The organism is Streptomyces sp. NBC_00659, assembly GCF_036226925.1.
Lineage (GTDB): Bacteria > Actinomycetota > Actinomycetes > Streptomycetales > Streptomycetaceae > Streptomyces.
The window spans coordinates 9,520,366-9,534,777 of sequence record NZ_CP109031.1 but is presented as its reverse complement, the minus strand read 5'-3'; the positions used below and the strand labels follow the sequence as shown (position 1 = coordinate 9,534,777).

The following is a 14,412-nucleotide window of genomic DNA, read 5'->3' as shown; positions in this document are numbered from 1 at the left end:
TCTTGGGCTGTGCCCGGGTCGTACGGCTGTGCCGAGGCTGGCCCGCCGGGGTGGAGAGGCGGCGGGGTGCGGCTGGAGCCTCGCTCAGGCCAGGTCGTCGCGGGTCACCGTGCGGGCGGACACCCGCAGTTCGCCGTCCTGGCGCACCAGCACGTCCTCGCAGACGCACACGCGGTGCACCTGGGACTCGCCGCCGATCTGCGAGGCGTAGACGATCGCGTAGGAGCGGACGTCCACGGCGCCGTCGGGCCGCGGGCGGACGTCGAGCATGCCGATGAAGTGACGGTGGCGCTGTCCGGCGGCGGCGAGCCCGGCCGCGGTCCGCCGGGTCGCCGCGACGAGGCCGGCGCGGCCGCGTACCGGCTCGGGCAGTGTGGGCACGGCGAACGTCGCGTCCTCGGTGAAGGTCCCCGCCCACCGCTCGGCCTCGCCGAGGTCGAGCAGCTGCATCTGGTGCGCGTAGAACTGCTGTGCCTGTGCGTGCAGTTCGGCGGACCATGCGGGGGCCTGCGCGCGTTCGGGTGCAGTCGTCATGGGTGTCTCCGTTCGGTCGGTTCGGCCGCGCCAGCCTGCCCGGGCCCGGTCGCACCCGGTTGGAACATCCCTCAAGCCCGCCCGGGGACGGCTGGTCGAGGGATGTTCCGCCCTACCTCGAGGAGCACGGGACACGGTCGGGGTCACTACGGCGTTTGTGGAAGGACACCGATGACGACAACGACGAAGCCCTCCGCGCTGATCACGGGTGGTACGAGTGGTATCGGGCTGGCAGTGGCACGGGAGCTGGGCGGCAGTGGCCACCCCGTCTTTTTGTGCGCCCGGGACGAGCAGAAGGTCAAGCAGACGGTCGAGGACCTGCGCGGTGAGGGCCTGACCGCCGACGGCGTCGCCGCCGACGTCCGCGACCGGGAATCGGTGGCCCGCCTGGTCGCCGCCGCCGTCGAGGCCCACGGGCCGGTCGGCATCCTGGTCAACAATGCCGGGCGCAGCGGCGGCGGCGTCACCGCCGACCTCGCCGACGACCTCTGGTACGACGTCATCGACACCAACCTCAACAGCGTCTTCCTGGTCACCCGCGAGGTGCTCAAGAACGGCGGCCTGTCCGGCGCGGCCCACGGCCGGATCATCAACATCGCTTCCACGGCAGGCAAGCAGGGTGTCCTGCTCGGCGCCCCCTACAGCGCCTCCAAGCACGGCGTCGTCGGCTTCACCAAGGCGCTGGGCCGGGAGCTCGCCCCGGCCCGGATCACCGTCAACGCGGTGTGCCCCGGCTATGTGGAGACCCCCATGGCCCAGCGGGTGCGGCAGGGGTACGCGGCCGCCTGGGACACCACGGAGGACTACGTGCAGGAGCAGTTCGAGGCGAAGATCCCGCTCGGCCGCTACTCGACGCCCGAGGAGGTCGCCGGGCTCGTGGGCTACCTGGCCTCCGAGACCGCCGCCTCCGTCACCGCCCAGGCACTCAACGTCTGCGGCGGACTGGGCAACTTCTGATCCCGTTGCCGGCATCCGCGGCAGTCCATGGCAATCCGCAGCAATTCTCAGCAATCCGCATGAAGGATGGGTGTTCGTGATGGCAACCGAGCGTGTGCACCGCACGTCGCACGACGTGGAGATCGCCGCGCCCGCGGCGGTCGTGTACGGGCTGGTCTCGGACGCGGTGCAGTGGCCGCTGTTCTTCCCCCCGAACGTGCACGTGCAGCGGCTGGAGTCCGACGGCACGGACGAGCGGCTGCGGATGTGGGCGACCGCCAACGACACGGTCAAGTCGTGGACGTCGCGCCGGCGGCTGGACCCGGCCGGGCGGCGTATCGACTTTCGCCAGGAGGTGCCGGCCTCCCCGCTCACCGCGATGGGCGGCAGCTGGATCGTCGAGGAGCGGGGCGGCTCGTCCCGGCTGGTCCTGCTGCACGACTTCACGGTGGACCAGGACCGTCCCGAGGACGTCGAGTGGGTCGAGCGGGCCACGGACACCAACAGCCGTGCGGAGCTGGGCCGGGTCAGGGACCTCGCCGAGCGCTGGACCCGGCTCGACGCGCTGGTGCTCTCCTTCGAGGACAGTGTGCGGGTCAAGGGCCCGGGCCGGCCGGTCTACGACTTCCTCCACCGGGTCGCGGACTGGCCCCGGCTCGTCCCGCACGTCGACCGTCTGGACCTGGCCGAGGACATTCCCGGGGTGCAGGTCATGGCGATGGACACGCGCACCGCCGACGGTTCGGTGCACACCACGAAGTCCGTCCGCGTCTGCTTTCCCGACACGTTGCGCATCGTCTACAAGCAGACGGCGACCCCGGCCCTGATGGACGCCCACACCGGTGCGTGGTCCGTCGTGCCCGACGAGAGCGGTGTGATTGTCACCTCCCGGCACAGCGTGGTGCTGCGCGAGGAGGCGATCAGGCCGGTCCTGGGCGAGGACGCCTCCGTCGAACAGGCCCGCCGCTACGTCCGTGAGGCTCTGGGCCGCAACTCCACCGCCACCCTCAACCTCGCCAAGCAGTACGCGGAATCGGCACTCGCACCCCGCTGACGGGTCAGGCCGCCCGGTGCGGGGCGGTGACCTCGGCCAGGCGGTCCTCGATCCTGGCCAGCACCTCGGCGGCCCGGTCGACGAGGAAGAAGTGGCCGCCCGGCAGCACGTTCAGCTCGAACGCGGAGCGGGTGTGCTGGTGCCAGGCCCGCACCTCGGCGACCTCGGCCTTCGGGTCGCGGTCGCCGGTGAAGGCGGTGATGGGGCACTCCAGCGCGGGACCGTGGTGGTAGCGGTAGTTGCGCACCGCCGCGTAATCGGCGCGCAGTGCGGGCAGGATCATGCGCAGCGTCTCCTCGTCGTCGAGGAGCCCGGCACCGGTGCCGTTCAACGACCGTATCTCCGCGAGGACTTCGCTGTCGGTGCGCGGCTGCCGGTCCCCGTCGCGGTCCAGCGCTGGGGCGCGGCGCCCGGAGACGAAGAGCTCGACGGGACCGCGGCCCGCGTCCTGCAGACGGCGCGCGGCCTCGAAGGCGACGATCGAGCCCATGCTGTGCCCGAACAGGGCGTAGGGCCGGTCGGTCCACGGCCCGAGTTCCTCGACGATCCGCTCGGCGAGCACCTCGATGCCGGGCAGGGCCGGTTCCCTGAGACGGTCCTGGCGGCCCGGGTACTGCACGGCCAGCACCTCCAGCCGCGGGGACAGCGCCTGGGCCACGGGGAAGAAGAAGCTGGCCGATCCGCCGGCGTGCGGCAGGCAGACCAGGCGTGCGGGCGCGTCGGGGGCGGGGCGAAAGTTCCTGAACCAGGGGCTGTCGCCGGGGGTTCCCGTCATGAGGAGTTCTCCTGGAGGCTGTCGGCCGGGGTGGCCTGGGCGGGTGTGCGCCCGGCCCCGGATCCGTTCGGGCGTGTGTCCCAGGATGAGCGCCCGCGCGAGCCCCTGGCTTCCCCTGCCCTGCCCCTGGGTTCGGGCCGCCTTGACTCAGGGGGTGAGCAGGGGAGAGCAGGGGTACTGCCCGCGGACCGCCCTGATACACGCTGAACCGGACGTACTTGCGCTCCTCGCCGTGCTCGCGTGCCAAGGGAATCAGGGAACTCACATGCATGAGATCGTCAGCGCTGTTCTCTCCGAGGACGCCTCGCCGCAGGACTTCGCGGGGCTGCGGCTTCCGGAGTCCTACCTCGGTGCGGTGCTGCGCGAGGAAGACGTCTCGATGTTCGAGGGCATGGCCTCGGCGGACAAGGACCCGCGCAAGTCGCTGCAGGTGCGGGACGTGCCGGTGCCGCAGCCCGCGGCGGGTGAGGCGCTGGTGGCGGTGATGGCCTCGTCGGTGAACTACAACACCGTCTGGTCGGCCATCTTCGAACCGCTGCCCACGTTCTCGTTCCTGAAGCGGTACGGCCGCCTGTCACCGGCATCGGCCCGCCACGACCTGCCGTACCACGTGATCGGTTCGGACCTGGCCGGGGTGGTGCTGCGCACCGGACCCGGCGTGAGCCGGTGGCAGCCCGGCGACCGGGTGGTGGCCCACTGTCTGTCGGTGGAGCTGGAGTCGGCCGACGGGCACGGGGACACGATGCTCGACCCCGAGCAGCGCATCTGGGGCTTCGAGACCAACTTCGGCGGCCTGGCCCAGGTCGCGCTCGTCAAGTCCAACCAGCTGATGCCCAAGGCGGAGCACCTGAGCTGGGAGGAGGCAGCGGCGCCGGGGCTGGTGAACTCCACCGCCTACCGGCAGCTGGTCTCGCGCAACGGCGCCGGGATGAAGCAGGGCGACAACGTCCTGATCTGGGGCGCCAGCGGCGGACTGGGCAGTTACGCCACCCAGCTGGCCCTGGCCGGCGGCGCCAACCCCGTCTGCGTGGTCTCCAGTGACCGCAAGGCGGAGATCTGCCGGACGATGGGCGCCGAGGCGATCATCGACCGCAGCGCCGAGGACTACAGGTTCTGGAAGGACGGGCACACCCAGGACCCCAAGGAGTGGAAGCGCTTCGGCAAGCGCATCCGCGAGCTCACCGGCGGCGAGGACGTGGACATCGTCTTCGAGCACCCGGGCCGTGAGACCTTCGGCGCCTCGGTGTACGTCACCCGCAAGGGCGGCACCATCGTCACCTGCGCCTCCACCTCCGGCCACCACCACGAGTACGACAACCGCTACCTGTGGATGTCGCTGAAGCGGATCGTCGGCTCGCACTTCGCGAACTACCGCGAGGCCTGGGAGGCCAACCGGCTCGTCGCCAAGGGCAGGATCCACCCCACCCTGTCGAAGGTCTACTCCCTGCAGGACACCGGGCAGGCCGCCTACGACGTGCACCGCAACCTCCACCAGGGCAAGGTCGGCGTCCTGTGCCTGGCCCCCGAGGAAGGCCTCGGCGTGCGCGACCAGGAGCTGCGCGCCCGGCACGCCGACGCCATCAACCGCTTCCGTGAAGGGCAGGCGCACTGATGACCGAGCAGACCCCGCACTCCCCCACGCCCGCGCCCGTGACCGCGCCCGTGACCGGCATCGTGGGTCTGGGCCCGGTGGGCGAGGCGCTCCTGCACCTGCTGCTCGGCGCCGGCCATCACGTCGTCGCCGTCGACACGGACTTCGACGTCCTGGCGCGGGTGGCCCGGCGGGTCAAGGCCGTCCACGGTGACGGCCCCGAGCAGCAGGCCGTGACCTTCACCTGCGACCACGCGCTGCTGCGCGGGTCGTCCGTGGTCGTCGAAGCCGTAGCGGACACCGCGGCCGCCAAGGCCCTGGCCCTGAGCCGGATCACCGCCGCCTGCCCGCCCGGCACCACCCTGGTGACCACCACGGCGACGCTGTCCGTGGTCCGCCTGGCCATCGGCGCGGGGCGCCCCGCCGACCTCGTCGGGCTGCGGTTGTTCACCCCGCCCGCCCCCGGCGGCCCGGCCGAGCCGGTCCTGACGCCTCTCGCCGCGAAGGAGACCGCGGCCGCGCTGAACGCCCTGGTCGCCGCAGCCGGGCTCACCCCCGTCGAGGTCGGCTCGGGTCCTGCCGCCGACGCCACCGCCCTGGTCCTGGGGCTGCTGAACCGCTCGGTCGTCCTGCTCGACGAGGGCTACGCCACGCACCACGACATCGACACCGCGATGCGTCTGGGCTGCGGTCTGCCGGCCGGACCGCTGGAGACCCTGGACCGCATCGGCCTCGACACGGCCCACGCCGCCCTGATGGACCTGTGGCGGCGCACCGGCGACAGCGCCTTCGAGCCCGCGCCGCTGCTGAGCCGGATGGTCGCGGCCGGGCTCCTGGGCCGCAAGAGCGGCGGCGGCTTCTACGCGTACGGCGAGACGGGCGCCCAGCTCCCGGCCCAGGCCGGCCCGGGCCCTGAAGCGGACGCCGCGGGCGTGCACCGCGTCGGTGTGCTCGGCTCCGGTGCCATGGCCCGGGGCATCGCCGAGGTGGCGGCCGCGGCGGGGCACCCGACGGTGCTGGTGGCGCGGAGCGCCGAGAAGGCCGACGCGGCCCTGGCAGCCGTGGCGAACTCGCTGGCCCGCGCGGTGCGCCGGGGAAAGACCACCGCCAGGGCCAGGTCGCAGGCCCTGGCCCGTCTGCACGCCACCGACGACCTCGCGGCCCTGGCCGAGTGCGACCTGGTCATGGAGGCCGTGGCCGAGGAACCCGAGGTGAAGCGCACGCTGTTTCGGACGCTGGGCCGGGTGTGCGCGCCGGGCGCGGTACTGGCCACCACCACCTCGAGCCTGTCCGTCACCGCCTGCGCCGAGGCTTCCGGCCGCCCCCTGGACGTCGTCGGCATCCACTTCTTCAACCCGGCTCCGGTGATGCGCCTGGTGGAACTGGTCCGCACGGACACGGCCGCGCCACGCACCCTGGCCCTGGCCCGCGCCTTCTGCCTGGGCCTGGGCAAGACGGCGGTGGAGTGCACCGACCGCACCGGCTTCATCGTCAACAGCCTGCTGTTCCCCTACCTGGGCGCGGCCCTGGCCCTGCTGGACCGCCCGGGCGCGGACGACACCCTCATCGAACGCACCGACGCGGCGGTCCAGCACGGCTTCAACTACCCCATGGGTCCCTTCGCCCTCCTTGACACCATCGGCCTGGACGTCTCCCTGGCCATCCAGCGGCGCCTGTACGACCGTTTCAAGACCCCGGAGCACAAGCCGTCGAACGCCCTCGCCGAACTCCTGGCCGCGGGCTTTTTGGGCCGCAAGAACGGCAGGGGGCTGCGCACCGCGGCAACGTCCCGCTGAGCATGCCCTCACCGGGCTCGGACGAGCCGCTGGGCACCGTCCCCGACCAGCTTCGCCAGATCCTCCCTGGAGCGCACCCGCAGCTTGCGGTACACGCTGGTGAGATGCTGCTCGACCGTGCTCGGCGTGACATACAGCCGCGCGGCGATGGCCCGGTTGGTGCAGCCGTCCGCCGCGAGCACCGCGACCCTGCGCTCGGCCCGCGTCAGCACGGCGGCCGGATCGCTGTCCGGCCCGCCCGCGCTCAAGCACCGCGCGGCCTGCGCGGCAGGCCCCCGCCAGTCGACCGCCTCCCCCGCCTCGGTGCCCCACTCCGCCAGCAGATCCCGGCACAGGTGAAAGTCCCCGAGCGCGGCCCGAGCCCGTCCGCAGGCCAGCAAGAACCCGCCCCGGGCCAGCAGGTAGTGCAGCCCGGCCCGCGACCGGAACATCCCCTCCGGCACCGGAATACGCACCAGCCGCCCCGCCTCCTGGTAGGCCTCCCGCTCGGTGGCCGCCCGCACGGCCGCCGCGAGCGGCATCCCGACCGCCACGCCCCACGCTCCTGGCGACAACAGCCCCAGCGCCCGCTCGGCGTGCCCGGCCCCGACGTCGTAGGCCCCCGCCCGGACATGCACCACCGCGGCCACCGCGGCAGCCACCGCCCGCCGGGCCGGCGGGCTCTGCGCGAGGTCGGCGCCGGCCGACAGCGCGCACCACTGCCCGAGCCGCCCGGTCTGCCCCGCGTGCAGCAGCACGCTCAGCACCGCGGCGACGGAAGGGGCCGGGGCGTGCCCGTGCACGATCGACTCCAGCACCTGCTCCGCGGCCATGTCCGCCTGCGCCCCGCCGCCCTGGCTCACCGCACCGGGGCAGAGGTGTCCCAGCGCGGTCCTCAGCTCCCGTTCGGCCGCGCCGCTCTTGCCGCCGGCGAGTGAACCGCAGGCCCGCGTCACCGGCTCCACCCGCCCGTGCCACAGCAGCAGGCCCGCTGCCCCCACCGTCTGCGCGGTATCGAGCCGCCGGGCCGCGAGGTCGCGCTCCAGCGCGGGCAGGTGGCGCAGGACGGCGGCCGGGTCGTTCTCCCACTCGGCCCGGGCGAGGGTTTCGAGCAGGCCGCCCTGGCTCTGCTCGTCCCCTCCCGCGCGGTACGCGGTGCGCAGGAACTGGGCGGCCCGGTGCATCCCGCCGGAGCGCATCGCGTGCTGTGCCGCCTCGGCGAGCAGCGGCGCCGCCCACGCCGGTGAGGTGCCCGCGGCCCCGTCGGCCTCGGCGGCGACGAGGTGCACGGCCACGGCCGGAGGTTCGGCTCCGTCGTCGTAGAGCACCTTGGCCGCTCGCGCGTGCAGCAGGCCGCTCTCCTTGGCGGACAGGTCCTCGAGCACCGCGGCCCGCACCCCTTCGTGGCGCAGCCGCCCCCCGGCGAGCAGCCCGGTCGCATCGAGCCCCTCCAGCGCGGCGGCGGCGGCCCGTTCGGGAACCCGCAGGAACCGGGCGAGCAGGGTGAGGGTCGCCTGGTCGGCGAGTACGGCCAGGGCTCGTGCCGTGTGCAGCGCGGAGGTTCCCGCGCCGCGCAGGCAGTCCGCGACGGCCCGGCGAAAGGCAATGCCGGCGACGGGCCGGGAGGGACGCAGGGGTTCGCAGGCCCGGTGGTCGGCGAGGAGGCCGCACAGCAGCCGTGGGTTGCCCCCGCTGAACCGGTGCCAGTCGGGAGCCAGCCGCCGGGCCGTCGCGCAGTCCATCTCCCCCCTTCCGGGGGCCTGCAGGAAGTCGGCGACCCCCGCCGGGGAGAGCGTCGTCAAAGGCAGGGGCACACAGCGGGCGTGGCGGAACAACTCGGCCAGTGGCAGCGGCAGTTGCGGGTGCGGGCGTCCGCTCATCACCAGCAGGACACCGGTGGCCGCCAGCCGGCCGCACAGATACAGCAGGCACCGTGCCGACGGCTCGTCCGTGTGCTGGACGTCGTCCACCACGACGACCACGGGGCCGCTCCCCTCCAGCGCGCGCAGCGCGTCGTGCAGTGCGCCGGGCCCGCCGCCGGGCTCGTAGGGGTCCCCTCGGGCGGCCCGGCCGGTGCCGCTGAGCAACTGGCCCACCACGCCGAACGGCAGAAACGCCTCGGCCGGGGACGCGCAGGCGCTCAGCACCCGCGCTCCCTGCTGTGCGGCGCGTCGTGCGAAGGCACGCAGCAGGGCGCTCTTGCCGGTCCCCGAACTGCCCGTGACGAGCACGGCGGCGCCCTGCGTCCGCCCGGCGGACGCGAACAGCTCGTCCAGCAGATCCAGTTCAGCGCCTCGCCGCACCAGCTCCATCAACAACCCCCCAGAGCGTCGGGCCGCGCGCTTGGCCGGCTCCTTCTTCTGGAGAGTCTGCACAGGCGCACGGCAGGTTCGCTGGTACCGGACCTGAGCGCCGCTCGAAGCGCCGGTCGGCGCCTTGCCCGGGGGCGTTCGCCGAGGGGGATGTCCCTACACCGGCACGCGCGCAGGCCCGGGCAGGGTCAGCAGCCGCGGTACGGCCCGCCCCCAGGGGAAGCCGTGATGCAGCTGCAGGACGGGCGGCGCCTCGGGACCGGCCAGCACGGCCACGGCGGCCACCACATCGGGCACCGGCTCCAGTTCCACGAAGCGCCACCACCGTTCGCGGTCGTTGTCGGGCGGGTGAAAGGCGAGCACTCCGCGGTCCTCGGCCAGGGTGAAGGAGAAGGCGTCGAAGGGCAGTCCAAGGCCCAGTCCCCGCGCCTTGGAATAGGCCTCCTTCAGCGTCCACAGCCGCAGCACCCGCCGGTCGCGGGGCCGGCCCGGCGCCGCCTGCGCCACCCAGTCGCGTTCCTGTTCGGCGAAGGTCTCCACGATGGTGTCGAAACCCTGCTCACCGCGGTCCAGCCGCTCCACGTCCACCCCGATCCGGTGCCGGCGCACCACGCCGAGCAGGTTGTGACCGTGGGCGTGGGAGAGGTTGAAGTCCAGTTCGCGCCCGCCGCGCGGCAGTCCCTGCGGCGGCTTGTGCAGGAAGGGCCGCCCGCGGGAGGAACGCCAGATCACCGCCTCGGCCTCCGGTATCCCGCTCTCCAGGGCCAGCACGCGCCGTACCAGGGCGTGGGCGACGAGGTACTGGCGCCGGTCACGTTCGAAGAGGAATCTTCCCGCGATCTCCTGCTCGTGCTCGTCCAGCCAGTGCGCGGCCAGGGTGGCGGCGAGGCCCGGGGCGAGCTCGTCGTTGGGGCAGAACCACAGCTTCACCGCCTCGTCTCGTCCCTGGGAGGTCATGGGCCGCGGTGCCGGGGCCGTCCCGTTCATCCGGTCCGCTCCCTGGGCGGTTCCAGCCACAGCGTGCGCCGCAAGAACGCGGACGGCGGCGGTGATGCTCCCGCCGCCCGGGGCAGGTCCTGCACGGCGGCCCGGCCGACATCGATCCCGGACAGCCACAGCCCCATGAGCTGTTCGAGGCGTCCGCTGCGCCACAGCGCGGCCAGGTAGTCACGCGTCTCCGGAGCCTGGCCCAGCCTGAGCGGATCGGCCCCGCCGTCCCGCAGATCGGCATGGCTCAGCTCTCCGCCGCCGTCCCGCAGACCGGCATCGCTCAGCTCTCCGCCGCCGTCCCGCAGACCGGCATCGCTCAGCTCTCCGTCGCCGGTCCGTGTCCGGGCGAACCGCCGCAGCCCGGCGACCAGGTGAGGCACGTCCTTGGCCAGGAGCGCGATCCGGCACGGCATGGCGGCTCTCCCGGCCCGCAAAGACCGCGCCACATCGGCGAGTTCCGCCCCGTTCTCCCCCTGCTCGGACTTCGCCAGCCAGTCGGCCAGCCGGGCGGCGGTGGCGGCGAGATGGGCGGGTGTCGGTGCGGAAAGCAGGACGAGCTCGGGGCCGCCTGCACCGTCCGCCCCCGGTACGCCGCGCACGGGCAGGAACTCCTCGACGACCGCGCGGGCGACGAGCCCTCCCCCGCCGTCCACCTCGACCGTGGCGCTGCGGGGCAGCTCCCGCCCCCGCTCGTCGCGCTCCCGCTTCCACGGCACGGCCTGCTGCCCGTCCCGCACCGGCGCGAGCACCCCCTGCCCCACCTGCAGCACGGCAGCGGTGATCCCGGCAATCCCCAGAGCCGCCCCGGCCTGCCCGACCCGCCGTGCGATCGTGTCCCGCGTCTGTCTCGCCACGGCGTCGCCGGCCACCGGGGTGTCGTCGTCGCGGCGCCGGTTCTTTGCCGCGTCGAGTGCGGCCGGCGCCGGGCTCCCGGGCCGAAATCCGCTCGATGTGGCCCGTATCACCGCATACACCCGGTTCCCGTCGGCGAGCGCCCGGTCGAGCCGTTTGAGCACCACCGCGCCCACTCCCTCCCCCGCCCCGTCACCGGCCCGCGAGGCGTGCAGCAGCAGTTCGACACCGCCGGCGACAGCCGCGGCGCATTCGCCGCGCTCAAGCGACCCGACGGCCAGATGGACGGCGGTCAGGGCCGAGCAGGCGCCGGTGTCGAGCACCTGTCCGGGCCCGCTCAGCCCGAGCAGCGCGGCCAGCCTGCCGGGCAGGCCCCCATGGCCGCCGGCGGGCATCTCGCGCTGTCCGCGGGCCCATGACTCGGCGGCCAGCAGCGCATAGTCCGCGGAGCCCACGCCGGCGAAGACCCCGACCGCGCGCGGCGCGCCGCCGGGGCCGGTGAGAGCGTCCAGCCCGGCCCCGGTGCAGCCCGCGTCCTCCAGCGCCTCCCAGGCGCTCTCCAGGAAGAGGCGCTCCTGAGGGTCCATCAGGGCACCTTCACGGGGCGTGAGTCCGAAGAATTCGGGGTCGAACTCCGCGACCTTGTCCAGGAGGTGCCCGCGCTGTCCCGGTCCAAGGACGGATCCGCCGGGACGCCCGGGGGGCGTGCCGCAGGACGTGTCACGGCCCTCGCGCAGGTTCTCCCAGAAGGCGTGCAGGTCGGGCGCCTTGGGATAGCGCCCGGCAAGACCGACGACGGCGTACCCGCCGTCAGCAGCGGGGTGGCCCTCGGCCTGCGGCGGCACGGTGTGCGAGGCCGCCTGCGGCGGGGGCACCGGCCCGTTCGGCGCCTGCCCGGTCGGTGCCTGCCCGTTCGGTGTCTGCCCGGTCGGTGTCTGCCCGGTCAGCAGCCGCCCGGCCTCCTCGCGGCCCAGCGTCCCCGCCTTGAACCGTGTGAGTATCTCGCGTTCGTCCATGGTTTCCGCCCGTTCAGGAGCGCCGGGGCAGCAGGCCGAGGGCCTGGTCGACGGAGATCCTCTCCTCGCGCACCGCGTCGAGGAGAGCGTCGAGGCTCATCACCCCCAGGGCCGGAACCGCATCGGTGAGCGCCGCGGACTCGCCGGCCGCAGCACCGGCCGGTGCCAGGGAGGTGACGTGGGCGGCCAGGGCCGCCAGGTTCGGATGGTCGTAGAGCGTGACGGCGCGCTCCCGCAATCGGTAGATGTGGTTGACCGTCGCCACGAACTCCGCCCCCAGGATGGAATCCACGCCCAGCACGTTGAAGGCGGCCGTGGTGTCGATGTCCCAGGGATCGCAGCACAGGATGCGGGCGAGTTCCTCGCGCAGCACGTCAAGGACCGCACCCCCGAAGGACGGGGAGGACGGGGAGGACAGGGAGGGCTGGGGGGCCGGCGCGGGGGCAGGACCCGGATCGCGCTCCGGCGCACGGGAGCCGGGCCGGCCGGCGGGGGCCGCACCCGGCATCCCCCGCTCGCGCGCCACGTGCCGGGCCAGTTCGAGAAGCGTGGGGTGGTCGAACAACGCGTCGGGCTTGACCGCCGTGCCGTAACGGGCGTTGACGGTGGCGACCAGCTCGACGCTCAGCAGCGAGTCGAGCCCGAGCGACTGGAACGTCTGCTCCGCGTCGATCTTCTCGGCCTTGAGGCGCAGCACGGCGGCGAGCATGTCCACGAGTTCGCCCATGAGGCCGGCAAACGCCGCGCTCGGGGATGTCTGGCTGTCTTGGGGCATGGCGTGACTCCAAAGATCCGTCCCGGCCGACCGACGACGGAAGTACCGAAGATGTGTGTGGGGCCCGGTCATCGCCGGGCGGAGGGAAACTGCACGGCCGCGGCCGGTCCGCGGGAAAAGCCGGGCGCGCCGCTCTCCCGCGCCGGCCGGCGTGGGGCCTCGCCCGCCTCTCAGCCCGCCTCGAGGAGATTGGCCGTGAGTGCCGAGGCGTGCACGTCGTAACGCCCCGCATGCTCGGCCGGCACCAGGCACGCCAGCAGCGAGTCCCACAACGCCCCTGCTCTGCGCCGGAGTTCGGGATAGGGCATCCCGGTGCCGGAGAGCACTCCGATCCCGCACACCGCCGCGGACAGCAGCGTCTCCGGCCCGTCCGCGAAGGTGTGGCCCCGCAGCTGGCCGGCCTCGCGGGCACGGCCGATCAGCCGCAGCACCTCGGTGATCCAGGCCTGGTGGAAGTCGGTGACCGGCGGCTGCCGTCCCGCGCATTCGCCGGTGATCCGGAAGCTGGCCCGGATCACCGCGTCCTCGTGGAGCATCCAGGCCAGCCAGTGCGTCATGTCGATCAGCGCCTGCACCGGCGCCACGCCCGCCTCCCGCTGGGAGTGCACGAAGTCGGCCAGCACGGCGTGCCCCTGTTCCTGCACGGCGTCGGCGAGCCCGTCCTTGGAGGCGAAATGGAAGTACAGCGCCCCCTTCGTCAGACCCGCCGCCTGCGCGATCTGTCCCAGTGTCGCGCTGGCGTAGCCGTTGCGGTTGAACATCTGCGCGCCTGCCCTGACCAGCCTGCGCCGCGTCCTTTCCGACCTGGCCTGCATTGCGGCCCCTCCTCCTTGCGTACGGAGCGTTCTTGTGGCGAACCGGCGGGTGCTCAACCGACGGGGCTGAAGCGTTCGTTGCCTGCGGCCGCGGCCCCCGACGCCTGCTCGGGCCCCGCCATCAGGATCGACCGCTGCATCCGGCGCAGCCCGGCGGAGGGCTCCAGGCCCAGTTCGCGCACGAGGGCGTTGCGCAGCCGCTGGTAGACGTCCAGGGCCTCGCTGCGCCGGCCGGAGCGGTGCAGCGCCAGCATGAACTGACCGTGCAGGTTCTCGTGGGTGCGGTAGCGGCTGACCAGGACGGTGAGCTCGCCCAGCAGTTCGCGGTGGCGCCCCAGCCGCAGATCGGCCTCGATGCGCTGGTCGAGCGCGCACAGCCGGGTCTCCTCCAGCCGCCTGGTCTCCATCTCCAGCTGCACGCCGCTCTGTACGTCGGCCAGGGCGGAGCCGGTCCACAGCGCGAGGGCGTCCCGCAGCTGGCGGGCCGCGCCCGCGAAGTCGCCGGCGTCCACGGCCCGGTAGCCGGTACCGGCCAGCCGTTCGAACTCGCGGACGTCGCTGGCGCCGCCCGAGGTGTTGAGCAGGTAGCCGCCCGGTAACGTGACGAGCACGTCCTTGGCGGTGCGCGCCGGGGCGGCCTGCGGGTCGCGCCCGACGGCCGCCGAGATGAGTTCCCGCAGCTGCAGTACGTACGTCTGGAGCGTGGTACGCGCGCTGCGCGGCGGCCGCTCGCCCCAGAGTTCCTCGATCAGCGCGGCGACCGGCACCACCTGATCGGCGTGCAGGGCGAGCAGCGCCAGGACCTGGCGCGGTTTCGGTGCCGTCGGGGTCACCGAGATCCCGTTCTCCCTGACGTCCAGTGCGCCCAGTACTGCGATATCCATGCCGTCTCCCCTGATCCCCGTGCATGAGTTGAGTGCGTGAGTCGCCCGACGTCCGGCCTTGACGAAGCCGCTTCCGGCACACCCCAAGTTAAAAACAGGACGG

General features: G+C 73.4%; 12 protein-coding genes. 4 read left to right on the top strand and 8 right to left on the bottom strand.

What is annotated here, in order from left to right:
* Nucleotides 1–84 precede the first annotated feature (84 nt).
* Complete coding sequence (locus OG410_RS42040; protein ID WP_329297196.1) at nucleotides 85–534, bottom strand: nuclear transport factor 2 family protein; 450 nt, start codon at nucleotides 532–534, stop codon at nucleotides 85–87.
* 171 nt (nucleotides 535–705) lie between these two features.
* Between OG410_RS42040 and fabG the strand changes: the two genes are divergently transcribed.
* Both fabG and OG410_RS42030 read left to right on the top strand, forming a co-directional pair.
* On the top strand, nucleotides 706–1,491 hold the full coding sequence (gene fabG / locus OG410_RS42035) for a 3-oxoacyl-ACP reductase FabG (protein ID WP_329297197.1): 786 nt from the start codon (nucleotides 706–708) through the stop codon (nucleotides 1,489–1,491).
* A gap of 79 nt (nucleotides 1,492–1,570) precedes the next feature.
* A complete protein-coding gene (locus OG410_RS42030) occupies nucleotides 1,571–2,524 on the top strand; it encodes an aromatase/cyclase (protein ID WP_329297198.1) in 954 nt (317 codons plus the stop codon).
* A 4-nt stretch (nucleotides 2,525–2,528) separates the two neighbouring features.
* On the opposite strand, the gene OG410_RS42025 is transcribed toward OG410_RS42030, so the two are convergent.
* Nucleotides 2,529–3,299 carry a thioesterase II family protein gene (locus OG410_RS42025; RefSeq protein ID WP_329297199.1) on the bottom strand — a complete coding sequence of 257 codons (771 nt, stop codon included), beginning with the start codon at nucleotides 3,297–3,299 and terminating at the stop codon, nucleotides 2,529–2,531.
* A gap of 265 nt (nucleotides 3,300–3,564) precedes the next feature.
* Here OG410_RS42025 and ccrA point away from each other — a divergent pair, with 265 nt between their 5' ends.
* Both ccrA and OG410_RS42015 read left to right on the top strand, forming a co-directional pair.
* Nucleotides 3,565–4,911 carry a crotonyl-CoA carboxylase/reductase gene (ccrA, locus tag OG410_RS42020; protein WP_329297200.1) on the top strand — a complete coding sequence of 449 codons (1,347 nt, stop codon included), beginning with the start codon at nucleotides 3,565–3,567 and terminating at the stop codon, nucleotides 4,909–4,911.
* Complete coding sequence (locus tag OG410_RS42015) at nucleotides 4,911–6,686, top strand: 3-hydroxyacyl-CoA dehydrogenase NAD-binding domain-containing protein (RefSeq protein ID WP_329297201.1); 1,776 nt, start codon at nucleotides 4,911–4,913, stop codon at nucleotides 6,684–6,686. Before ccrA ends, OG410_RS42015 begins: the two co-directional genes overlap by 1 nt.
* Before the next feature lie 8 nt (nucleotides 6,687–6,694).
* On the opposite strand, the gene OG410_RS42010 is transcribed toward OG410_RS42015, so the two are convergent.
* The 6 genes from OG410_RS42010 to OG410_RS41985 all read right to left on the bottom strand — a co-directional run bounded on the left by OG410_RS42010 (nucleotide 6,695) and on the right by OG410_RS41985 (nucleotide 14,309).
* Nucleotides 6,695–9,040 carry a LuxR family transcriptional regulator gene (locus OG410_RS42010; RefSeq protein WP_329297202.1) on the bottom strand — a complete coding sequence of 782 codons (2,346 nt, stop codon included), beginning with the start codon at nucleotides 9,038–9,040 and terminating at the stop codon, nucleotides 6,695–6,697.
* Between the two features lie 93 nt (nucleotides 9,041–9,133).
* Complete coding sequence (locus OG410_RS42005) at nucleotides 9,134–9,964, bottom strand: 4'-phosphopantetheinyl transferase family protein (RefSeq protein ID WP_329297203.1); 831 nt, start codon at nucleotides 9,962–9,964, stop codon at nucleotides 9,134–9,136.
* Nucleotides 9,961–11,835 (bottom strand): beta-ketoacyl synthase N-terminal-like domain-containing protein, encoded by a 1,875-nt coding sequence (locus tag OG410_RS42000; RefSeq protein WP_329297204.1) that lies wholly within the window; start codon nucleotides 11,833–11,835, stop codon nucleotides 9,961–9,963. Before OG410_RS42000 ends, OG410_RS42005 begins: the two co-directional genes overlap by 4 nt.
* A 13-nt stretch (nucleotides 11,836–11,848) precedes the next feature.
* Nucleotides 11,849–12,610, bottom strand: coding sequence for an acyl carrier protein (locus OG410_RS41995; protein WP_329297205.1), 762 nt, complete (start codon nucleotides 12,608–12,610; stop codon nucleotides 11,849–11,851).
* 170 nt (nucleotides 12,611–12,780) lie between these two features.
* A complete protein-coding gene (locus OG410_RS41990) occupies nucleotides 12,781–13,425 on the bottom strand; it encodes a ScbR family autoregulator-binding transcription factor (protein WP_329297206.1) in 645 nt (214 codons plus the stop codon).
* A 53-nt stretch (nucleotides 13,426–13,478) separates the two neighbouring features.
* Nucleotides 13,479–14,309 carry an AfsR/SARP family transcriptional regulator gene (locus OG410_RS41985; protein ID WP_329297207.1) on the bottom strand — a complete coding sequence of 277 codons (831 nt, stop codon included), beginning with the start codon at nucleotides 14,307–14,309 and terminating at the stop codon, nucleotides 13,479–13,481.
* Nucleotides 14,310–14,412: the final 103 nt, after the last annotated feature.

Coding starts and splice junctions, on each gene's coding strand:
- ccrA (WP_329297200.1), top strand. CDS start 3,565: ATGCATGAGATCGTCAGCGCTGTTCTCTCCGAGGACGCCTCGCCGCAG.
- OG410_RS42005 (WP_329297203.1), bottom strand. CDS start 9,964: ATGAACGGGACGGCCCCGGCACCGCGGCCCATGACCTCCCAGGGACGA.
- OG410_RS42040 (WP_329297196.1), bottom strand. CDS start 534: ATGACGACTGCACCCGAACGCGCGCAGGCCCCCGCATGGTCCGCCGAA.
- OG410_RS42025 (WP_329297199.1), bottom strand. CDS start 3,299: ATGACGGGAACCCCCGGCGACAGCCCCTGGTTCAGGAACTTTCGCCCC.
- OG410_RS41990 (WP_329297206.1), bottom strand. CDS start 13,425: ATGCAGGCCAGGTCGGAAAGGACGCGGCGCAGGCTGGTCAGGGCAGGC.
- OG410_RS42030 (WP_329297198.1), top strand. CDS start 1,571: ATGGCAACCGAGCGTGTGCACCGCACGTCGCACGACGTGGAGATCGCC.
- OG410_RS41995 (WP_329297205.1), bottom strand. CDS start 12,610: ATGCCCCAAGACAGCCAGACATCCCCGAGCGCGGCGTTTGCCGGCCTC.
- OG410_RS41985 (WP_329297207.1), bottom strand. CDS start 14,309: ATGGATATCGCAGTACTGGGCGCACTGGACGTCAGGGAGAACGGGATC.
- fabG (WP_329297197.1), top strand. CDS start 706: ATGACGACAACGACGAAGCCCTCCGCGCTGATCACGGGTGGTACGAGT.
- OG410_RS42000 (WP_329297204.1), bottom strand. CDS start 11,835: ATGGACGAACGCGAGATACTCACACGGTTCAAGGCGGGGACGCTGGGC.
- OG410_RS42015 (WP_329297201.1), top strand. CDS start 4,911: ATGACCGAGCAGACCCCGCACTCCCCCACGCCCGCGCCCGTGACCGCG.